The organism is Bradyrhizobium sp. IC4059, from assembly GCF_020193615.1.
GTDB classification, from domain to species: domain Bacteria; phylum Pseudomonadota; class Alphaproteobacteria; order Rhizobiales; family Xanthobacteraceae; genus Bradyrhizobium; species Bradyrhizobium yuanmingense.
The window spans coordinates 166,014-184,886 of record NZ_JADYVH010000004.1; the positions used below are offsets into that span (position 1 = coordinate 166,014).

Annotated in this window: 18 protein-coding genes; 11 read left to right on the forward strand and 7 right to left on the reverse strand. The window is 64.9% G+C overall.

Features of this window, described 5'->3' with window-relative positions:
• Positions 1–227 precede the first annotated feature (227 nt).
• From I6F12_RS14335 to I6F12_RS14350, 4 genes are all read left to right on the forward strand, one after another.
• Complete coding sequence (locus I6F12_RS14335; RefSeq protein ID WP_225156676.1) at positions 228–1,619, forward strand: tetratricopeptide repeat protein; 1,392 nt, start codon at positions 228–230, stop codon at positions 1,617–1,619.
• Positions 1,620–1,956: 337 nt separating this feature from the next.
• A complete protein-coding gene (locus I6F12_RS14340) occupies positions 1,957–3,867 on the forward strand; it encodes a propionyl-CoA synthetase (RefSeq protein ID WP_225156677.1) in 1,911 nt (636 codons plus the stop codon).
• 157 nt (positions 3,868–4,024) lie between these two features.
• Positions 4,025–4,294, forward strand: coding sequence for a hypothetical protein (locus I6F12_RS14345; protein ID WP_057028262.1), 270 nt, complete (start codon positions 4,025–4,027; stop codon positions 4,292–4,294).
• A gap of 192 nt (positions 4,295–4,486) precedes the next feature.
• Positions 4,487–5,233 (forward strand): OmpW family outer membrane protein, encoded by a 747-nt coding sequence (locus I6F12_RS14350; RefSeq protein WP_225111593.1) that lies wholly within the window; start codon positions 4,487–4,489, stop codon positions 5,231–5,233.
• 83 nt (positions 5,234–5,316) lie between these two features.
• Here I6F12_RS14350 and I6F12_RS14355 read toward each other — a convergent pair whose 3' ends face one another.
• Complete coding sequence (locus tag I6F12_RS14355; protein WP_035997500.1) at positions 5,317–6,012, reverse strand: cell cycle transcriptional regulator TrcR; 696 nt, start codon at positions 6,010–6,012, stop codon at positions 5,317–5,319.
• A 263-nt stretch (positions 6,013–6,275) separates the two neighbouring features.
• On the opposite strand from I6F12_RS14355, the gene ispH reads away from it, so the two are divergent.
• Genes ispH through rnhA form a run of 3 tightly spaced genes read left to right on the forward strand, consistent with a single transcriptional unit; the run spans position 6,276 to position 8,695 of the window.
• A complete protein-coding gene (gene ispH / locus I6F12_RS14360) occupies positions 6,276–7,244 on the forward strand; it encodes a 4-hydroxy-3-methylbut-2-enyl diphosphate reductase (protein WP_225156678.1) in 969 nt (322 codons plus the stop codon).
• Between the two features lie 6 nt (positions 7,245–7,250).
• Positions 7,251–8,234, forward strand: a complete 984-nt coding sequence (locus I6F12_RS14365; protein ID WP_035997505.1) for a homoserine kinase — start codon at positions 7,251–7,253, stop codon at positions 8,232–8,234.
• Entirely contained in the window at positions 8,231–8,695 is a 465-nt protein-coding gene (gene rnhA, locus I6F12_RS14370; protein WP_225156679.1) for a ribonuclease HI, read from the forward strand. Before I6F12_RS14365 ends, rnhA begins: the two co-directional genes overlap by 4 nt.
• Positions 8,696–8,855: 160 nt before the next feature.
• Here the strand turns inward: rnhA and I6F12_RS14375 are convergent, their stop codons facing one another.
• The 6 genes from I6F12_RS14375 to I6F12_RS14400 form a co-directional block, all read right to left on the reverse strand.
• Positions 8,856–9,341, reverse strand: a complete 486-nt coding sequence (locus tag I6F12_RS14375; protein ID WP_028180275.1) for a peroxiredoxin — start codon at positions 9,339–9,341, stop codon at positions 8,856–8,858.
• Between the two features lie 108 nt (positions 9,342–9,449).
• Positions 9,450–10,004, reverse strand: a complete 555-nt coding sequence (locus I6F12_RS14380) for a DUF924 family protein (protein ID WP_225156680.1) — start codon at positions 10,002–10,004, stop codon at positions 9,450–9,452.
• A 15-nt stretch (positions 10,005–10,019) separates the two neighbouring features.
• Positions 10,020–11,705, reverse strand: coding sequence for a long-chain fatty acid--CoA ligase (locus tag I6F12_RS14385; protein ID WP_035997514.1), 1,686 nt, complete (start codon positions 11,703–11,705; stop codon positions 10,020–10,022).
• 190 nt (positions 11,706–11,895) lie between these two features.
• Positions 11,896–13,401, reverse strand: coding sequence for a D-alanyl-D-alanine carboxypeptidase family protein (locus I6F12_RS14390; protein ID WP_225156681.1), 1,506 nt, complete (start codon positions 13,399–13,401; stop codon positions 11,896–11,898).
• 189 nt (positions 13,402–13,590) lie between these two features.
• The gene (locus I6F12_RS14395; RefSeq protein WP_225156682.1) at positions 13,591–15,387 is read right to left on the reverse strand and encodes a glucan ABC transporter ATP-binding protein/ permease; all 1,797 of its coding nucleotides are present in this window, start codon (positions 15,385–15,387) and stop codon (positions 13,591–13,593) included.
• Between the two features lie 82 nt (positions 15,388–15,469).
• Positions 15,470–16,519, reverse strand: a complete 1,050-nt coding sequence (locus I6F12_RS14400; RefSeq protein WP_225156683.1) for an ABC transporter substrate-binding protein — start codon at positions 16,517–16,519, stop codon at positions 15,470–15,472.
• Positions 16,520–16,746: 227 nt separating this feature from the next.
• On the opposite strand from I6F12_RS14400, the gene I6F12_RS14405 reads away from it, so the two are divergent.
• From I6F12_RS14405 to I6F12_RS14420, 4 genes are all read left to right on the forward strand, one after another.
• A complete protein-coding gene (locus I6F12_RS14405; RefSeq protein ID WP_225156684.1) occupies positions 16,747–17,106 on the forward strand; it encodes a hypothetical protein in 360 nt (119 codons plus the stop codon).
• A gap of 117 nt (positions 17,107–17,223) precedes the next feature.
• Positions 17,224–17,628 (forward strand): phosphoribosyl-ATP diphosphatase, encoded by a 405-nt coding sequence (gene hisE, locus I6F12_RS14410; RefSeq protein ID WP_035997540.1) that lies wholly within the window; start codon positions 17,224–17,226, stop codon positions 17,626–17,628.
• A gap of 46 nt (positions 17,629–17,674) precedes the next feature.
• Positions 17,675–18,277, forward strand: a complete 603-nt coding sequence (locus tag I6F12_RS14415) for a YqaA family protein (RefSeq protein WP_081492862.1) — start codon at positions 17,675–17,677, stop codon at positions 18,275–18,277.
• 47 nt (positions 18,278–18,324) lie between these two features.
• Positions 18,325–18,864: a hypothetical protein gene (locus tag I6F12_RS14420; RefSeq protein ID WP_225156685.1), complete on the forward strand. Its 540-nt coding sequence runs from the start codon at positions 18,325–18,327 to the stop codon at positions 18,862–18,864.
• Positions 18,865–18,873: the final 9 nt, after the last annotated feature.

The window sequence follows — 18,873 nt, forward strand, 5'->3', positions numbered from 1 at the left end:
ATCCACGTTCTTTGTGCCGTGTGAAAAGGCGTGGATGGCCGGGACGAGCCCGGCCATGACGCTGTGGAGACAGCCGGTGCCCATAGCCACATCTCATATGCGATAGTCCCAGCCCCAAGCGCGGCGAGGGGGAGTCGGCAGCGCTCCGTCCCTCCCAGGCCCGGTTTGAACCCATCACTTGCCAGCTGCGACAACGGTGAGAACCCGACGTCACGGAGCCCTATGCCATGTGCGGCACTCACGCCTCCGCGCAAGCGCTTTCGCCTGCCAAAATCTCGCTTCGCGCCCTCTTTCTCGGCGCGGCCATGAGTTTCGTTCTCGCGGCTCCCGCCGCGGCGAGCACCGAGTGCGTGCTGGGAAGCAAGGCCGCCCCGGCCGAGTTGATCTCCGCGTGCAGCGCCATCATCGACCAGGCCGCCAATTCCGCCGCCGAACGCAGCGCGGCCCTCGTCGTCCGCGCCGAAGCCAATGCGCAGACCCTTGGAGGCCAGTCACAGGCGCTGCGGGATCTCGACCGCGCCATCGCGCTCGACGGCAAGAACGCGAAGGCTTGGCGCGTGCGAGGCGATCTCCTGCGCGAGGCCGGCGGCGATCTCAATCGCGCCGCGGCGGATCTGACCAAGGCGATCGAGCTCGACCCGCAGGATGCCGAAGCTTACGAGCTGCGCGGCGTCGTCTACACCAATCAGCGCCGCCTCGACCGCGCACTCGCCGATTACCACCAGGCGATCAAGCTGAAGCCGGACGATGCGCAAGCCTGGTCCGACCGTGGTGTGGCCTATTATCTCGGCGGCGACAACGAGAAGGCGATCAGAAATTTCGACGAGGCGCTGCGGCTCGATCCCGACCGCGCGCGCACCTACACCAACCGCGGCGCGGCCTACAAGAAGCTCGGCCAGCTCGAAAAGGCGGTCGCCGACGACGGCGAGGCGATCAGGCTCGACCCGAAGGTGCCGGAATATTACGACAACCGCGGCCTGACCTATGCTGCGATGGGCGAGTACGACAAGGCGATTGCCGATTACGACCAGGCGATCCGGCGGGAACAGCGCGCCAACTTCCTGACCAACCGCGGCGACTCCTACCAGTTCAAAGGCGAGCTCGGGGCGGCGCTGAGCGACTACGAGGCTGCGCTGAAGCTCGATCCGAATTTCGCCAAGACCTACAACAACCGCGCGGTGCTCTACAAGAAGATGGGCGAGCGCAAGAAGGCGCTTGCCGATTATGAGACGGCGCTGAAGCTGGATCCCGGCAACGAGAATGCAGCGAACGGCCGCCGCAGCATGATTGCCGAGATCGCCAGGTTCGGCGCGGCGTCGCCGGGCCCAATGCATGCGCGCTCGGCCGACGATAGCGGTCCGTCCTTCAAGTGCGCCACCGCCAAGCGTGAGGTCGAGAAAGTGATCTGCGCCGATCCGCAGCTCGGCGTGCTCGACCGTCAGATCGCCGAGACCTATGAACGCGTGCTGAGGGCTTCCAAAGGACGTTCCGCTAGCGACCTGCGCAAGACCCAGCGCGAGTTCCTCACGACGCGCAATGCGAGCTTCCGCCGCCCCGGATACGATCTGAAGAGGATCATGCAGGACCGCTTGCAGCGGCTGAACGCGATGGAGAGCTGAGAGGCTCTTCTTCGCCTCTCCCCGCCTGCGGGGAGAGGCCGGAATTTGCGTCAGCAAATTCCGGGTGAGGGGACTCTCTGCGAGTCCAATTTGCACGATGATTGCGGATGCAGCCCCTCACCCCAACCCTCTCCCCGTAAGAACGGGGAGAGGGAGCGCACCGCCCGTGCCGCAGCCGCGCGCCTCCGCCAAAAAACCTATCCTTTTCAGCTTGAACCGCGGCCCGTTCCCGGGAAAATGGCTCCAAACAAGGCCGGCAATTGATCCTGGTCATGGCGGGGCGCCTGTCCTGCCACGAGGTTCAAGCCAGGTGAATCAAGGGAACGGGAGCGCGGGAATGAATATCCAGGGCAAAAGCAGCTATCATGAAGTCCATGCGCGCTCGCTGGCCGATCCCGAGGGCTTCTGGGCCGAGGCGGCGAAGGAGATCGACTGGATCGAGCCTGCGACCAAGGTCTTCGATCCCTCGCAAGGAACCTACGGCCGCTGGTTCGCCGGCGGCGTCGTCAACACCTGCTACAACGCCCTCGACCGCCACGTCGAACGGGGGCGCGCCGACCAGGTCGCGCTGATCCATGATTCGCCGCTGACGGGCTCGGTCACCAAGTTCACCTATGCCGAACTGCTGAACGAGGTCCAGGCGCTCGCCGCAATCATGCAGGATTTCGGTGTCGCCAAAGGCGATCGTGTCATCCTCTATATGCCGATGGTGCCGGAGGCGGTGGTCGCGATGCTCGCCTGCGCGCGGCTCGGTGCGGTGCACTCGGTGGTGTTCGGCGGCTTTGCCGCGAAGGAGCTTGCCACCCGCATCGACGATGCGCAGCCCAAGCTGATCCTGTCCGCCAGCTGCGGCATCGAGCCCGGCCGCATCGTGCAGTACAAGCCGCTGCTCGACGAGGCGATCAAGCTTGCCAGCAGCAAGCCGAAGGCCTGCATCGTGCTGCAGCGTCCGCAGCTCACCTGCGAGATGACGCCGAGCCGCGATTACGACTGGGCCAGCCTGCGCCGCAAGGCGCTGAACGACGGCAAGCGCGCGGCTTGCGTGCCTGTCGCCGCGACAGACCCGCTCTACATCCTCTATACCTCGGGCACAACAGGCGTGCCGAAGGGCGTCGTGCGCGACAATGGCGGGCATCTCGTCGCGGTGAAATGGTCGATGTTCAACCTCTATGGCGTCAAGCCGGGCGAGGTCTGGTGGTGCGGCTCCGACATCGGCTGGGTGGTCGGCCACAGCTACATCGTTTACGGCCCGCTGCTGCATGGCGCGACCACGATCATGTACGAGGGCAAGCCGGTCGGCACGCCCGACGCCGGCGCGTTCTGGCGCGTGATCTCCGAGCACAAGGCGGTGGCCTTTTTCACCGCGCCGACGGCCTTCCGCGCCATCCGCAAGGAAGACCCGGAAGGGAAATTCATCCGGCAGTACGACCTCTCGAAATTCCGTACCCTGTTCCTCGCCGGCGAGCGCGCCGATCCGCCGACCGTGGAATGGGCGGAGCAGCAGCTGAAGGTACCGGTGATCGACCATTGGTGGCAGACCGAGACCGGCTGGTGCATCGCCGGCAATCCGGTCGGCCTCGGCATGCTGCCGGTGAAGCACGGCTCGCCGACGGTGCCGATGCCAGGCTATCAGGTCGATGTCGTCGACGAAGCGGCAAAGCCGGTCGGCCCCAACACCATGGGCTCGATCGTCATCAGGCTGCCGATGCCGCCGGGCTGCCTGCCGACGCTGTGGAATCAGGACGCGCGCTTCAAGGAGGCTTACCTGAGCGAATTCCCCGGCTATTACAAAACCTCCGACGCCGGCTACAAGGACGAGGACGGCTATATCTTCGTGATGGGCCGCACCGACGACATCATCAACGTCGCCGGGCATCGCCTCTCCACCGGCGGCATGGAGGAGATCCTGGCCTCGCATCCCGATGTCGCCGAATGCGCCGTGCTCGGCGTCAAGGACGCGATCAAGGGCGAGGTGCCCTGCGGCTTCCTGGTGCTGAAAGCGGGCGTGAAGCGCCCGCCGGCCGAGATCGAGAAGGAGATCGTCGCGCTGGTGCGCGACAAGCTCGGCCCGGTCGCCGCGTTCAAGCTCGCCATCACCGTCGGCCGCCTGCCCAAGACGCGCTCCGGAAAGATCCTGCGCGGCACCATCAAGAAGATCGCCGACGGAGAATCCTGGACCATGCCGGCGACGATCGAGGATCCCAAGGCACTCGAGGAGATCGGCGAGGCGCTGAAGGGACGGATGTGAGGCGAAGCGTCATCCCGGGGCGGGAAGGGCGTTGCTCACCGCTCTCCACTGTCATCGCCCGCCTTCGCGGGGAACGACAGCGAGCGTGGAACGGCGTCCAGGGACTTACAATCTCCGCATTCCGCGCTAAACAGGGCCGGCCGATAGGGAACCTCGTATGCCACTTGCCGCCGCGCCACGCCTGCTGACCGCCTTAGCTCTCGCCGTCGCTCTCTCCGCCTGCTCGGCACGCTACCAGAATCCGGTGGCGGCGAGCGGCGATGATGACGACGCCGTCTGCCAGAGCCGCGGCTATGCGCAGGGCTCGCCGGATTACGTGGCTTGCCGCAAGGACCGCGACGTCCAGCGCAACGCGGCCACCGCGCGCGCCGACCGCCGCCAGCGCGATCTCGGCGAGTACATGCTGAACAACCCCGTGCGCCCGTGATGTGAGCTGCGGCACTATGCTGCCGCGCCACCCGCTTTGCATTCGCGGTTTCCGTGACACATCTGCAACGCCGGGGCCAAATAGCGTCGCGATAGTCCTGGTTTGATCGGCATCAAATCCTTCACCATTCTCTTTCTGCTCTGACGCTGATGTCGCGCAACGACGCGTCGACATGGTTGAAGGGGATTGAAAATGGATGGAACGATAAGAAACTTGGCGCGGGTCGCGACGCTCGGCGCGATGCTCGTGGGCACTTTTGCATCAGTGCAGGCGGCAGATCTGCCGGTCTACAAGAAGGCGCCGGTGCCGGTGGAGGCGTTCAATCCGTGGATGATCCGCCTGCGGGTGCTCGGCGTATTGCCGGATGCGGGCGGGAGCACCGTCAATGTCGCGGGCGTGCCTTCGCTGTCGTCGCCGAATTCAGGCCTGTCGATCAGCGACCAGGTCGTCCCCGAGCTCGACATCAGCTATTTCTTCACCAAGAACATCGCTGCCGAATTGATCCTGGGCGTGACCAGGCATTCGATCAGCGGCACCGGCTCGCTCGCGAATCTGCCGATCGGCAAGACCACGCTGCTGCCGCCGACGCTGACGCTGCAATATCACTTCGACCAGTTCGGCGCGTTCAAGCCGTATGTCGGCGCGGGCGTGAACTACACCGTGTTCTTCAACAATTCCGCGGCCAATGCGCCTTCCGCGATCGCCGGTCCGCCCGCGATCGTCGCCACCACCACCAACCTGCACGTCAGCAACACCTGGGGCGGCGCCGTCCAGTTCGGCTTCGACTACATGATCGACCGGCACTGGGGTCTCAACGTCGACGTCAAGAAGCTCTGGCTGCGCCCGAACTACAGCGCCATCGTCTCCGGCCTGCCGGTCACCGGCACCGCGCATATCGATCCGTGGCTGGTCGGCGCGGGTGTGACCTACAAGTTCTGACCTGAAGCCCAGCTCGGGCGTACAAACAAAACGCGGCAGGTTTTCCTGCCGCGTTCGCGTTGATGGTGGATGAACGGGAGGAATTACTCCTCCTCGTCCTCGTGCTTCTTGCCGCCGAGCGTCTTCAGCTTGGCAAACACGGCGTCGACGTTGAGGTCGTCGCTGGACTTCTCCGCGGGCTCGTACTCGTCCTTGCGGGTGGTCTCGGAGGCCGGCAGCAGGGTGGCGCCGCCATAGGCTGCGTCGATCGGCTTCTCCTTCGCCGCGCGCTGCACCTCGAAATCGAGCTCGATCTGCGAGCACAGGCCGAGCGTGACCGGGTCGATCGGGGTCAGCGCCGAGGTGTTCCAGTGGGTACGGTCGCGCACGCTCGCGATCGTGCTCTTGGTGGTGCCGACCAGGCGCATGATCTGGGCGTCCTTGAGCTCCGCATGGTTGCGCAGCAGCCAGAGGATGGCGCTCGGGCGCTCATGGCGGCGCGAGACCGGGGTATAACGCGGGCCCTTGCGCTTGGGCTGGGGCGGCAGCACCACCTTGCTCTCCTGGAGGCGGAGCCGGTAGTCCGGGTTCTTCTCGCCCTTCTCGATTTCCTCGCGGGTCAGCTGGCCATTGGAGAGGGGATCCATGCCCTTGATGCCCTGGGCGGCGTCGCCGTCGGCGATGGCACGCACCTCGAGGGGATGCATCTTGGTGAAATCGGCGACCTGGTCGAAGGTCAGCGCGGTGTTGTCGAGCAGCCAAACGGCGGTCGCCTTGGGCATCAGAGGTGCGTTGCTCATGGCAAATCTCCTTTGTGCTTCGCCCACCCCTCTGGAGGCGAAACCGGTGGTCATCAGCGATGACAGGGAATTCGCGCTATATAAGCCCGGAGGGGGTAGCCATGCAATGGTTCTGCTATAGATAGTGCCTTGACACCGCCCGAAAGGGGGCCCAATTCCCTTTGAACCGCTGTAAGGTTCAAGCCGACAGTTTTAAGCCAAATTCCCATCCATCGACCGCCCCGGCAGAACGCGATCGGGTGATTCGGTCCCGAGATCGCTCAATGTCAGCCAAACCAGACCTCAAGATCGTGCTTTGTTCTCCCCGCGGCTTCTGTGCCGGGGTGGTCCGGGCGATCGACACCGTGGAACGGGCGCTCGATAAGTACGGCGCCCCCGTCTATGTTCGCCACGAGATTGTGCACAACAAGTACGTCGTCGATGGGTTGAAGAAGAAGGGCGCCATCTTCGTCGAGGAGCTCGCCGAAATCCCCGAGAATACCACCGCCCCGGTGGTGTTCTCGGCCCATGGCGTACCGAAATCGGTTCCGGCCGACGCCCAGTCCCGCAACCTGTTCTCGCTGGATGCGACTTGCCCGCTGGTGACCAAGGTGCATCGCGAGGCCGCGATCCATTTCAAGCGCGGCCGCGAGATCTTCCTGATCGGCCATTCCCACCATCCCGAGGTAGTCGGCACGCTCGGCCAGCTGCCGCCCGGCGCAGTGACCCTGATCGAGACCGCCGAGGATGCCAAGACCATCACGCCGAAGGACCCCGACAACCTCGCCTTCGTGACGCAGACCACACTGTCGATCGACGACACCGCGGAGATCGTCGCGCTGCTCAAGGAACGCTTCCCCAACATCAACGGGCCGCACAAGGAAGACATCTGCTACGCCACCACCAACCGCCAGCTCGCGGTGAAGAAGGTGGCGCCGGTGGTGGACGCGCTCATCGTGGTCGGTGCTCCCAACTCGTCGAACTCGCAGCGCCTGCGCGAGGTTGCCGAGCGCGAGGGCTGCAAGATCGCGGTGCTGGCGCAGCGCGCCGCGGACCTCGACTGGACCAGGTTCGGCAACATCAAGAGCCTTGGCATCACCGCTGGCGCGTCCGCGCCTGAGGTGATCGTCGAGGAGATCATGGACGCCTTCGCCGAGCGCTACACGCTGCACGTGGAGACGGTCTCGGCCGCGGAAGAGAACGAGTTCTTCCCGTTGCCGCGTCAGGTGCGCCCCGAAGCTGCCGCCGAGTAGACCTTGATGGCGGTCTACACCGACGTCGCCGCCGACGAGCTTGCGGATTTCCTGAAGCAATACGATCTCGGCGAATTGCTCTCCTACAAGGGCATCGCCGAGGGCGTCGAAAATTCCAACTTCCTGCTGCACACAAGCAAAGGCTCGTTCATCCTCACGCTGTACGAAAAGCGCGTGGCAAGGAACGATCTGCCGTTCTTTCTCGCGCTGATGACGCATCTGGCCGAGCACGGCGTCAATTGTCCGCTGCCTGTGAAGGCAAGAGACGGCGAGGCGCTGCGCGAGCTGGCAGGCCGGCCCGCAGCGATCATCACCTTCCTCGAAGGCGTCTGGCCGCGCAAGCCGAACGCGACCCATTGCGCCGGGGTCGGCGAGGGGCTGGCGAAGATGCATCTGGCAGGCGCGAATTTTGCGATCAAGCGCACCAATGCGCTCTCGGTTTCCGGCTGGCGGCCGCTGTTCGACGCAGCTTCAAGCCGCGCCGACGAGGTGCAGCCCGGTCTGCGCGATTTTCTTGCCGCCGAACTTGATTATCTCTCGAGCGGCGTCTGGCCGAGCAACCTGCCCGAAGGCGTGATCCACGCCGACCTTTTCAACGACAACGTCTTTTTCCTCGGCGACAAGCTCTCGGGGATCATCGACTTCACCTTCGCCTGCAACGACATGCTGGCCTATGACGTCGCGATCTGCCTCAACGCCTGGTGCTTCGAGCCGGATCATTCCTTCAACGTCACCAAGGCGCGTGCCTTCCTCAACGCCTATGGCCGGGTGCGCAAGCTGAGCGAAGCCGAAGAGGCCGCGCTGCCGCTGCTGGCGCGGGGCGCGGCGATCCGCTTCCTGCTGACGCGGCTGGTCGACTGGCTCAACGTGCCCGCAGGCGCGCTGGTCAAGCCGAAGGATCCGCTCGAATATGTCCGCAAGCTGCGCTTCCATCAGAGCGTGACGAGCGTGCGCGATTATGGGCTGATGCCGTCGGGGCTGGTGGCGTGAGCGAGCTACCCAATGTCACGATCTATACCGACGGCGCCTGCTCGGGAAATCCCGGGCCGGGCGGCTGGGGCGCGATCCTGAAGTTCGGCGACAAGGAAAAGGAGCTGAACGGCGGCCAGCCGCACACCACCAACAACAAGATGGAATTGATGGCGGCGATTTCGGCGCTCGAAGCGCTGAAGCGGCCGTGCACGGTCGACCTCTACACCGACAGCCAGTATGTCCGGCAGGGCATCACCGGCTGGATCTTCGGCTGGAAGCGCAACGGCTGGCGCACCGCCGACAAGAAGCCGGTGAAGAATGTCGAGCTATGGCAGCGCCTCGACGCAGCGCTGAAGCAGCACGAGGTCCGCTGGCACTGGGTCAAGGGCCACGCCGGCCACCCCGAGAACGAGCGCGCCGACCAGCTGGCGCGCGATGGCATCGTGAAGGCGCGGTTGCAGCAGCGGGTGAGGGAGTAGGGGCGCCATCGTCGCCTCATTCACCACTGTCATCGCCCGGCTTGACCGGGCGATCCAGTACTCCGATACGTTTCTGTTTCAACCGAGAAGCCTCGGCGTACTGGATGCCCCGCCTTCGCGGGGCATGACAGCGTCATGTGTGGCTAAGACCGGTGGCGCCTCACAGCTGCCCGAGCAGCGTATCGCCGCCGGAGACCTCGACCTTGCCGGGCATCGCCTCGAGGTTCAGCTTCTTGACCACGCCGTCCTCGATCAGCATCGAATAGCGCTTGGAGCGGATGCCGAGGCCGTTGGCGGAGGCGTCCAGCTCCATGCCGATCGCCTTGGTGAAGTCGGCATTGCCGTCGGCGAGGAAGACGGCCTCGTCGCGCTGGTCGGTGTCGCGCTTCCAGGCGTTCATGACGAAGGCGTCGTTGACGGAGACGATGGCGATGGTGTCGACACCCTTGTCCTTCATGGCATAGGCGTTGAGGAAGATGCTCGGCAGATGCATCTTGTGGCAGGTGCCGGTATAGGCGCCGGGGACCGCGAACAGCGCCACCTTCTTGCCCTTGAAGATGTCGTCGGTGGTCTTCACCTGCGGGCCTTCCGCCGTCATCACGCGGAATTTCGCCTCGGGCAGCTTGTCGCCAATCTGGATCGCCATCGTCACTCTCCCTGAAAATCGGTCCCGCTTTTTAGACCGGGCGGCGGGCCTGCACAATATTGCCAGTGGCGGAAGCGGCGAGGATGGCGGCCGTTCACCGTGATGTCATCAGCCGGCAAAACCGCCGCCGTCGAGGAAGGCCTGCTCCTCCTCGGTGGTGTCGCGGCCGAGGAGACGGTTGCGGTGGGGAAAGCGGCCGAACCGCGCGATGATATCGGCGTGGTCGCGCGCGTATTTCAGGCTTTCGGTATTGTCGGTGTTTCGAAACAGCGCGACGCAATGCAACTGGTCGGCCAGGTGCTCGGAATGCATGAAGGGCAAATAGAGGAATTCCAGCAGGAGGGGATCGACCCTGCGATCGACGCCGCGCGCGATGGCGCGGCGGGCGACGTCGCGCGCCTGTGCGTCGCTGGCAAAGGCCTGCGGCGTGCCGCGAAACATGTCGCGGGGAAACTGGTCGAGCACGATGACGAGTGCCAGCACGCCGTCGTCGCTTGTCTCCCATGAGGCAAGCTCGCCGGCGGCTGCCTTCTGCCACAGCGAGAGAAAGCGGCGTCGTATCTCCGCATCGAAATCATCGCTGCGCTCGTACCAGCGTTGGCGCCCGGCCTCTCGCCAGAAGGCGAGAACGCCTGATGGCGTGATGTCGCGGGCGTCAGCCATGAATGGAGGCGCGCCTTACGCCGCCTCCGCCTTCTTCTCGTCGCGCAGCTGCCGACGCAGGATCTTGCCGACATTGGTCTTCGGCAGGTCATTGCGGAATTCGACGTGCTTGGGCACCTTGTAGCCGGTGAGCTGGTCGTGACAGAACTTGATCACGGCATCCGCCGTGAGGTTCGGATCCTTCTTCACCACGAAGGCCTTCACCGCTTCGCCCGACTTGGAATCGGGGATGCCGATCACGGCGCATTCGAGCACGCCTGGATGGCTCGCGATGACTTCCTCGACCTCGTTCGGATAGACGTTGAAGCCGGAGACCAGGATCATGTCCTTCTTGCGGTCGACGATCTTGATATAGCCCCTCTCGTCCATCACGCCGATGTCGCCGGTGCGGAAATAGCCGTCCGCGGTCATCACCTTGGCGGTCTCTTCCGGCCTGTTCCAGTAGCCGGACATCACCTGCGGGCCCTTGGCGCAGATCTCGCCCGCCTGGCCGAGCGGGACCTCGTTGCCCTCGTCGTCCCGGATCGAGATGTAAGTCGACGGCACGGGGATGCCGATCGAGCCGGCGAACTCGGTCGCCGTGGGCGGATTGCAGGTCAGGACAGGCGACGTCTCCGACAGGCCGTAGCCCTCGGCGATGCTGCAGCCTGTGATGTTCTTCCATTGCTCGGCAACGGGGCGCTGCACCGCCATGCCGCCGCCGTTCGAGATCTTCAGCTTGGAGAAGTCGAGCTTCTTGAAGTCGGGATGGTTCATCAAGGCGTTGTAGAGCGTGTTCACGGCCGGGAAGGTGTTGACCTGGTATTTCGCCAGCTCCTTGATAAAGCCGGGTATGTCGCGCGGGTTCGGGATCAGCAGGTTGCAGCCGCCGGCGCGCACAGCCAGCAGATAACAGGCCGTCAGCGCGAAGATGTGATAGAGCGGCAGCGCGCAGACGATCATGAGCTGCTCGACATGCGGCGGCGAAGCGAGCGCCGGCTGCAGCCAGGCATCGTTCTGCAAGACGTTGGCGACGATGTTGCGATGAAGCAACGTGGCGCCCTTGGAGACGCCGGTGGTGCCGCCGGTATATTGCAGGAAGGCGACGTCACCGGGCGACAGCTTCGGCTTGTTGAACGTCATGCCGCGGCCGGCGGACAGCGCGTCGTTGAAGGAGACCGAGCCCGGCAACGACCAGGCCGGTACCATCTTTTTGACCCGGCGGACGACGAGGTTGACGATCACGCCCTTGAAGCCGAGCAGGTCTCCCATGCTGGCGACGATGACGTGCTTCACCTGCGTCTTCGCGATCACCTGCTCGACGGTGTGGGCGAAGTTCTCCAGCACGATGATCGCTTCGGCGCCCGAATCCTTCAGCTGGTGCTCGAGCTCGCGCGGCGTATAGAGCGGGTTGACGTTGACCACCGCGAAACCGGCGCGCAGCACGGCGGCCGTCGCGACCGGGTATTGCAGCACGTTCGGCATCATGATGGCGATACGCGCGCCGCGCTGCAGCCCGCGGCCCTGCAAGTAAGCGGCAAGCGCGACCGACATCTGGTCGAGGTCGCGATAGCTGATCGACTTGTCCATGCAGATGAATGCCTTGCGGTCGGCGAACTTGGTGAAGCTCTCCTCCAGCAGGTCGACCAGCGATGCGTATTGCGTCGGCTCGATATCGGCAGGCACGCCGGGCGGATATTGCTTGAGCCAGATGCGCTCCATGGAAGACTCCCCTCATTGACCAGGGCCCGTTGTTCTCGGGCTTGCCTCGTTGTCGCCAGTATCCAGCTTGCCGGAACGGGTGGCAAGCCGTCGTGGCTTAGGGCAAAGGTCGGGCCGTCGCTACTGGAATCGTCGCAAAGCGGTGCTGCCGCAGGTGCGAAGCGGGGCTGCGGTTTAGTGCCGAGCGGCGTTAACTGTTGTTGGCCGGCTTGGCCGCGGCGGGAGGCTTCGTCGCGGCGGGGGTCGTCGCTGCCTTGGGCTTTGCGGGCTTCGCCGCCTGATCGCCGCCGGCCAAAGGCTTCTCGGCGGGCTTCGCCACCGCATCCGGCTTGGTCGCGGCATGCTTGGCGCCAGCCGGCTTGGTTGCGGCCGGTTGGGGCGTGGCCGGCTTGGCCGCCTTGCCGTCAGTCGGCTTGGCATCCGGCTTGGCCGCCGCGGTCTTGGTGTCCTTGGGCTTATCGGCCGGCTTGTCGGCGGCGTCTGGCTTCTTGGCGACGCGCGGCTTCTTGGCGCGCGGCTTGGACGCGGCCTGCTGGTCGGCATCGGCTGCCACAGCGGCAATCAGGGCGGTGCCGGTGCGGGTCGGGCCGGTATAGACCAGCACGGGCTCGGTCGGCGCCGCAGCCGAGGCCATCAGCTCGGAAGCTTTCATCAGCGGCGGCTGCAGGCCTGCCGTGAAGAAGGTGAACTGGGCCGCGCCGCCGGTGGCGGAGCCCGATCCGGTCGCGCCGCCACTGGCCGCAATCAGCGCATCGTCGTCGTCGCTGGCCGGCCGCTTGCGGTTGGGTCCGCACATCTCGTCGCGCAGGTTCGGCGGCGTGGCATCGACCGGCACGAGATTGTCGACCGTGCCGAGCGAGGGGCGCAGCCAGGTGAGGTTGTCCGGAGCGAAGCCACGCTCCAGCAGCTGCGCCGCCTTCACCGCGCGTGCCGTGCCGGAGTTTGCACCGAGCACCACCGCGATCAGCCGGCGGCCGTTGCGCGTGGCCGAGGCGACGAGGTTGTAGCCGGAGGCGCAAATGAAGCCGGTCTTGAACCCGTCGGCGCCGGGATAGCGGCCGATCAGCTTGTTGAAATTGCCGGTGACGCGCTTGCCGAAGCGGATCGCCGGGATATGCATGTAGTACTCGTATTCCGGCAGGTCGCGCAGGAAAGACCGCGCCAAGATGCCGAGGTCGCGCGCAGAGGTGATCTGGCCTTCGGCGGGCAGGCCGTTTGGATTGACATAGCTCGTCTGCGCCATGCCGAGCTTCCTCGCGGTGTCGTTCATCACCGCGGAGAAGCCGTCGACCGAGCCGCTGACGCCTTCGGCGAGCACCACGGCCATGTCGTTCGCCGACTTGACCATCATCATCTTCAGCGCGTTGTCGACGGTGACTTGGGTTCCCGGGCGGAACCCCATCTTCGATGGCGATTGCGAGGCCGCGGTCGGCGACACCGTGAGCAGCGTGTCGAGCGTCAGCCTGCCGTCCTTGACCGCCTTCAGCGTCACATAGGCGGTCATGATCTTGGTGACGGAGGCCGGGTACCAGGGAAGGGTCGCGTTTTCGGCCTGCAGCACCTTGCCGCTGTCGGCCTCGATCAGCAGGAGCGCTTCGGCGCTCGCCGTGCGCGGCGCGAGCATCGCGGCACAGGCGAGCGTCGCAGCGAACAGGTTGAACAGGGATTTGCGAAGCAGCGGGCGAAGGGCGTGCACTATCCGATTCCGGTCCTTGGAGATCCGCCTGATACGGCCGGTTCTCGTGATCTGATTGTCGGTTCTGAAATCCAGCGCCGCCGCTTGCGGCGTCGCAAACCTATACCGGCTGGTGCGTCGAGAATAGGGGGATCGGCGCGGTATTCCGCAACGAAGTAGGCCGAATTTCGACGGTCCTCTCGGGACTTGCTAGGGGGATTTGACAGCTGTCGCGGCAGCCTCGGCGGCCGTCACGCTGGCCCGTGCGTTCTCCTGCACCATGAACTGGGCCTTGGCCATCTCGGCAAAATGGCCGCCTTTGGCCACGAGTTCATCGAAAGTTCCGGTTTCGATCACCCGTCCATTCTCGAACACCAGGATCCGCGTGGCGTTGCGGATGGTGGAGAGGCGATGGGCGATCACGAAGGTGGTGCGGCCCCTCATCACTTCGTCGAGAGCGGCGTTCACCTTGACCTCGGTGACCGCGTCGAGCGCGGAGGTCGCCTCGTCCAGGATCAGGATCGGCGGGTCCTTCAGCAGGGCGCGGGCGATCGAGAGCCGCTGCCGTTCGCCGCCGGAGAGCATGCGGCCGCGCTCGCCGGCATTGGTCTCGAAACCGCCGCTGCGCTCGATGAATTCCAGCGCCTGCGCGCGCTCCGCCGCCTTACGTATCTCGGCCTCGGTCGCATCCGGCTTGCCGACGCGCAAGTTCTCCGCGATCGAGCGGTTGAACAGCAACGCTTCCTGGAACACGACACCGATGTTCCGCCGCAGCGAGGTCAGCGTGACGCCGCGCACGTCCATGCCGTCGATCTTGATGACGCCGGATTGCGGATCGAAGGCCCGGTGCAGGAGCGCAATCGCGGTGGACTTGCCGGCTCCGGTCGGGCCGACCAGCGCAATGGTCTGGCCCGGCAGCGCGGTGAAGGTGAGGTCCTCGATCGCCGGCCGCTTGCCGTCATAGGAGAACGTGACGTCGTTGAACTCGACGAGGCCCGACAGCCTGCCGGCATCGATTGCGTCGGGCCGGTCGTGCACCGCAGGCACGGCGTCGAGCACATTGAAGAACTCGCGCAGCCGCGGAGCTTCCATGAACACGTTGTTGATGAAGCTGACCACCTGCTCGAGCTTCTGGATCAGCAGCGTCGCGAAGCTCACGAACATCACGATCTCGCCGACCGAGGTCAGGCCCTGGTCGTGCAACGCGATGCCGAGGGTGAAGATCGCGAGCACCGTGATGGTGGTGGAGGCGCGCGTGATCACAGTGACCAGCGCCCACCACGACAACACCGGCATCTGCGCGGCCAGCAGCTCGTCGGCGACCGAGCGCAGCCCTTTGACCTCGGATTCGACGCGCACGAAGCTCTGCACCAGCGCGACGTTGCCGAGCGCATCAGACGCGCGCGCGGAGAGCTCGCTGTAGTGCTCCTCGACCGCCATCTGCATGCCGAAGGTCCTGCGCACCACGAAGGTGGTCAGCGCCGTGAAGACGATGCAGAGCACGAACAGGAGGATCGCCAGCCGCCAGTTCAGGTAGAGCGACAATGGCAGCAGCACCAGGACCGAAAGGATCGCGGCAAAATGCTCGCGGAAAAAGCCGAGCCACAGCCGCCACAGCGCGTCCGTGCCGTTGAGCATGACCTTCATCAGCCGGCCGGAATGGGTGCCGGAGTGGAAGGTCAAGGGCAGCTGCAGGATGTGCTCGAAATAGTCGGTCAGCACCGCCTGGCGCTGACGATGCGAGAGCCGGTCGGCCTGCAAGGCCACCAGCGCGCTGCAGACGATGGTGAACAGTCCGAACGCGACCCAGGCGACCAGGAACGGCCAGGCCGAGCTCGAGCCGGCCACGGTCTTGCCCGAGAGCACGTCGACGATCCGGCCGAACAGCACGGGCTCGGCGAACTGGGATCCCGCCAGCAGGAGGTTGGCGACCGCGAGCAGCCAGCCCAGCCGCGCCTCCTTGCCGAGCAACTCGAGAACGCGGGTGTAGAGTCGGAGAATGGACATGCGGGCGGGGGACTCGGTGACGACGGAGCTCACATTCTAAGCAGGGACCGCCGCGAGATACAGCGCAAGCTTTCAGTTTTGCTCAGTTGATCAGCCGCTCTGCCAGCGGCGGCAGGAACTGGCCGTCGAAGACGTCGCGAGCCGTCGGCCGTTTGCGGAATTTGAAGTCCCGCGCGATCTGATCGATCGAACGTTCCAGGCGCGCCGGCTCGACGCCGCCGAGGCCGTTGCGCTTGACCTCGTCGGTCAGGATATTGTCGGCAAGGACCGCGTGCAGGCGCTTCAGCTCCAAATTGCGGTCGCCGTCCTCGATGCGGCTCGCGGCCTCCTCCGCCGCACGCGCCGGCTCCCTGGCCGTCGCGGTGATGCCCGCGATCAAGGCGCGGACGAAGCCTTTCACGGCATCCGGCTTCGCTGCGGCGAAGGCGGTGTTGGCGACCACGGCAAAGCCGTAGGCCTCACAGCCGTAGTCCGCATAGCGCAGCACGACGAGATCGGCTTCGGGTACGCCGCGATCACGCAGGTTCACCGCCGAGAGATAGCTGAAGCCGGCGACGGCATCGACCTGTCCTGCGGACAGGATCGGCTCGCGCACCGCGGCACTGATCTTGTGGAATTTGACGTGCGATGCCTTGATGCCGTTCTGCTGCGCCAGCGCCGGCCACAGCCGCATCGACAGATCGCCGTCGGCAACGCCGACGGTCTTGCCGTCGAGGTCGGGCAGGAGACGGATGCCGCGGCTTTTGCGCGCGACGATCGCGTAAGGCGCGCGGTCGAACAGCACGAACACGGCCTTGACCGGCGCCGCGTCGTCCTTGTCACGAAAGCGTATCAGCTCGTTGATGTCGACGAGCGCGAGCTCGCTGTCGCCTTTGGCGAGCCGTGCGAGCGCCTCTGGCGATCCGCTCGCGCTGTTGAAGGACACGTTGAGATGCTCGGCGCCGAACCTGCCGTCCTTCGCCGCAAGGAAGAATGGCGCCATGCTCGCATCGATGGGACGGTCGAAGGTGAAATGGATGGCGGTCGAGGGAGTGCCGCTCTCGGCCGCAATTGCTTCGCGCACGGTCCATGCGGCGAACGAGATTGCAAGGGCCAGCAGGCACTGAACGGCGATCGTCTTGAATCCGGACATCGGTCGCGCCGGCCCCGCATTGTTATGGTTTCGTGACGCTTGGCAAGCGCCGGCCCGCGACGAACGTGCGCGCGCGAACATGAACGGCGGATGAGCGGGCTTGCGGCATCGTTACGCAACCCCGTTCAGCTTGTGTTGGGATTGGGGAACCTACTTAGGTGGTGAGTGTTTGACAGACATCAGCCTGTCGTCAGGCACAATCCGAGGTCCCAAGGAGGGTCCAGATCATGTTTGACAGCCTTTCGAAGTTCGTCGGCCGCAAGGCCGTTCTGGCCACGGTCGCCGTGATGGCCCTGACTGCCGCTGCACCCAGCGCCTCTTACGCGGGCGGTCGTCATTGGCATGGCGGTGGCGGCGGCGCCGCTGCTGCCGCGATGTTCGGCCTCGCCGCGACCGGCCTCGCGATCGCAGCCAGCCGCAATGCCTACGCCTATGATCCGGGTCCGGTTTACTATTACGAGGGCGGCCCGGCCTATTACGGCGGCCCCGGCTATGGTTCTTATTATTACGACTCGGGCCGCCGCTACACCTATGGCGGCTACAAGAACCCCTGCGCCCACGGCTATTCCGGCTACAGCTGCTATTGACGGATCGGCCATTCTGATCGACGAACAGGCCGTCGCGCTTGCCGCGGCGGCCTGTTTTTTGCTTACAATGCCGCGTGTTAACACGCCGGCCATTTGTTTCGAGTAGTTTTGCGTACCATGAGTGATTCGCTTGAGCGGCTATATCTGGCTGTGCTCGCGGCCAGAGACCTTGATCCGGCAACATCGCGCACGGCCCGGCTGTTTCAGCGTGGGCCCTCAAAAATGGCAAAGAAGCTCGCCGAAGAGGCCATCGAAGTCGTCATCGATGCGGTCAATGGCGATAGCGAGGCCGTGATCCGGGAAAGCGCCGACCTGCTCTACAATCTCACCGTGCTGTGGGCTTCGGCCGGAGTGCGCCCCGAGGACGTCTGGCGGGAAATGACGCGGCGGGAGGACATGCTCGGAATTGCCGAGAAACTGCCGAAGTCGCCGCCGAAATTGCCCAAAGTCGCGTCACCGCGCATAGCCTCGCGGCGGCCTATTGTCGCGCTCGACGGCCGTGCCGCGCGCAAGCGCCACTAGAAACGTCACAAATCGCTCAAAAACTGGCGATGGACAAATCCGTCCCATGGTGCTTCATCGCGGCGCCATGCTGAAACGAATGTACGACTGGTGCATCGACGCCGCCCACAAGCCCTATGCGCTCTGGATCATGGGCATCGTGTCCTTCGCCGAAAGCTCCTTCTTTCCGGTCCCGCCGGATGTGATGCTGATTCCGATGTCCCTGGCGCGGCCGCAGCGCGCTTGGTTCTATGCCGCGATCTGTACCGTGACCTCGGTGCTCGGCGGCGTCGTCGGCTACGCCATCGGCGCGCTGCTCTTCGACTCGGTCGGCCAGTGGCTGATCCAGGTCTACGGCCTCGCCGACAAGGTTGACGCCTTCCGCGCCTCCTATGCGGAATGGGGTGCGGTCATCATCCTGCTCAAAGGACTGACGCCGATCCCCTACAAGCTCGTCACCATCACCTCGGGCTTTGCCGGCTACAACATCCTCCTGTTCGTCCTGTGCTCGATCGTCGCGCGCGGCGGACGCTTCTTCGTCGTCGCGATCCTGCTCAACCGCTACGGTGACTGGATCCGGGTCAGGATCGAGCGGCATCTCGGATTGTGGGTCGCGCTCGGCGCGATCGTGCTGGTGCTCGGCTTCGTTATCGCCATCAAGCTGATCTAGAGCCGCGGCGCTTTGCCGCCGCGCCGGCTTCGGCTACGGTTGTCGTCATGATGGTTCGATCCGGCAATCCGGCGGCACGGCATGGGACGCTGATGTCGACAGCGCTGCTGCTGCTGCTGCTCGCTGCAGGGACGGCCCGGCCGCAATCCGCCCCGCCGGCGCTCGGCCTTCAGCAGCAGGGAGCGCAGGCCGGCCCGTCGCCATCGACGCCCGCTCCCTCGGCGCCGCCGGCGCGCGAGGAGAATCCCGGGCTGATCAACGAAATGGGCAAGCTGTTCGACAAGCTGCCTTCGATCCTGCCGCCGATCAAAAGCCCCAGTGAAACCATGGACGACCTGTCGCGGCTGGCCAAGCCTTCGACCATGGTGTCGGGGCGCGTGATCTGCCCGGTCTCTGCGAACGGCGCGCCCGACTGCAAGCAGGCGGCCGACCAGCTCTGCCAGGGCAAGGGCTACAAGGAAGGCAAGAGCCTGAACGCCGACTCCGCGGAAAAATGCTCGGCCAAGGTCCTGATCCCGGGCCGGCAACGTAAACCGGACGACTGCCGCACCGACACTTTCGTGACCAGCGCGCTGTGCCAGAACTGAAGGCCGGCG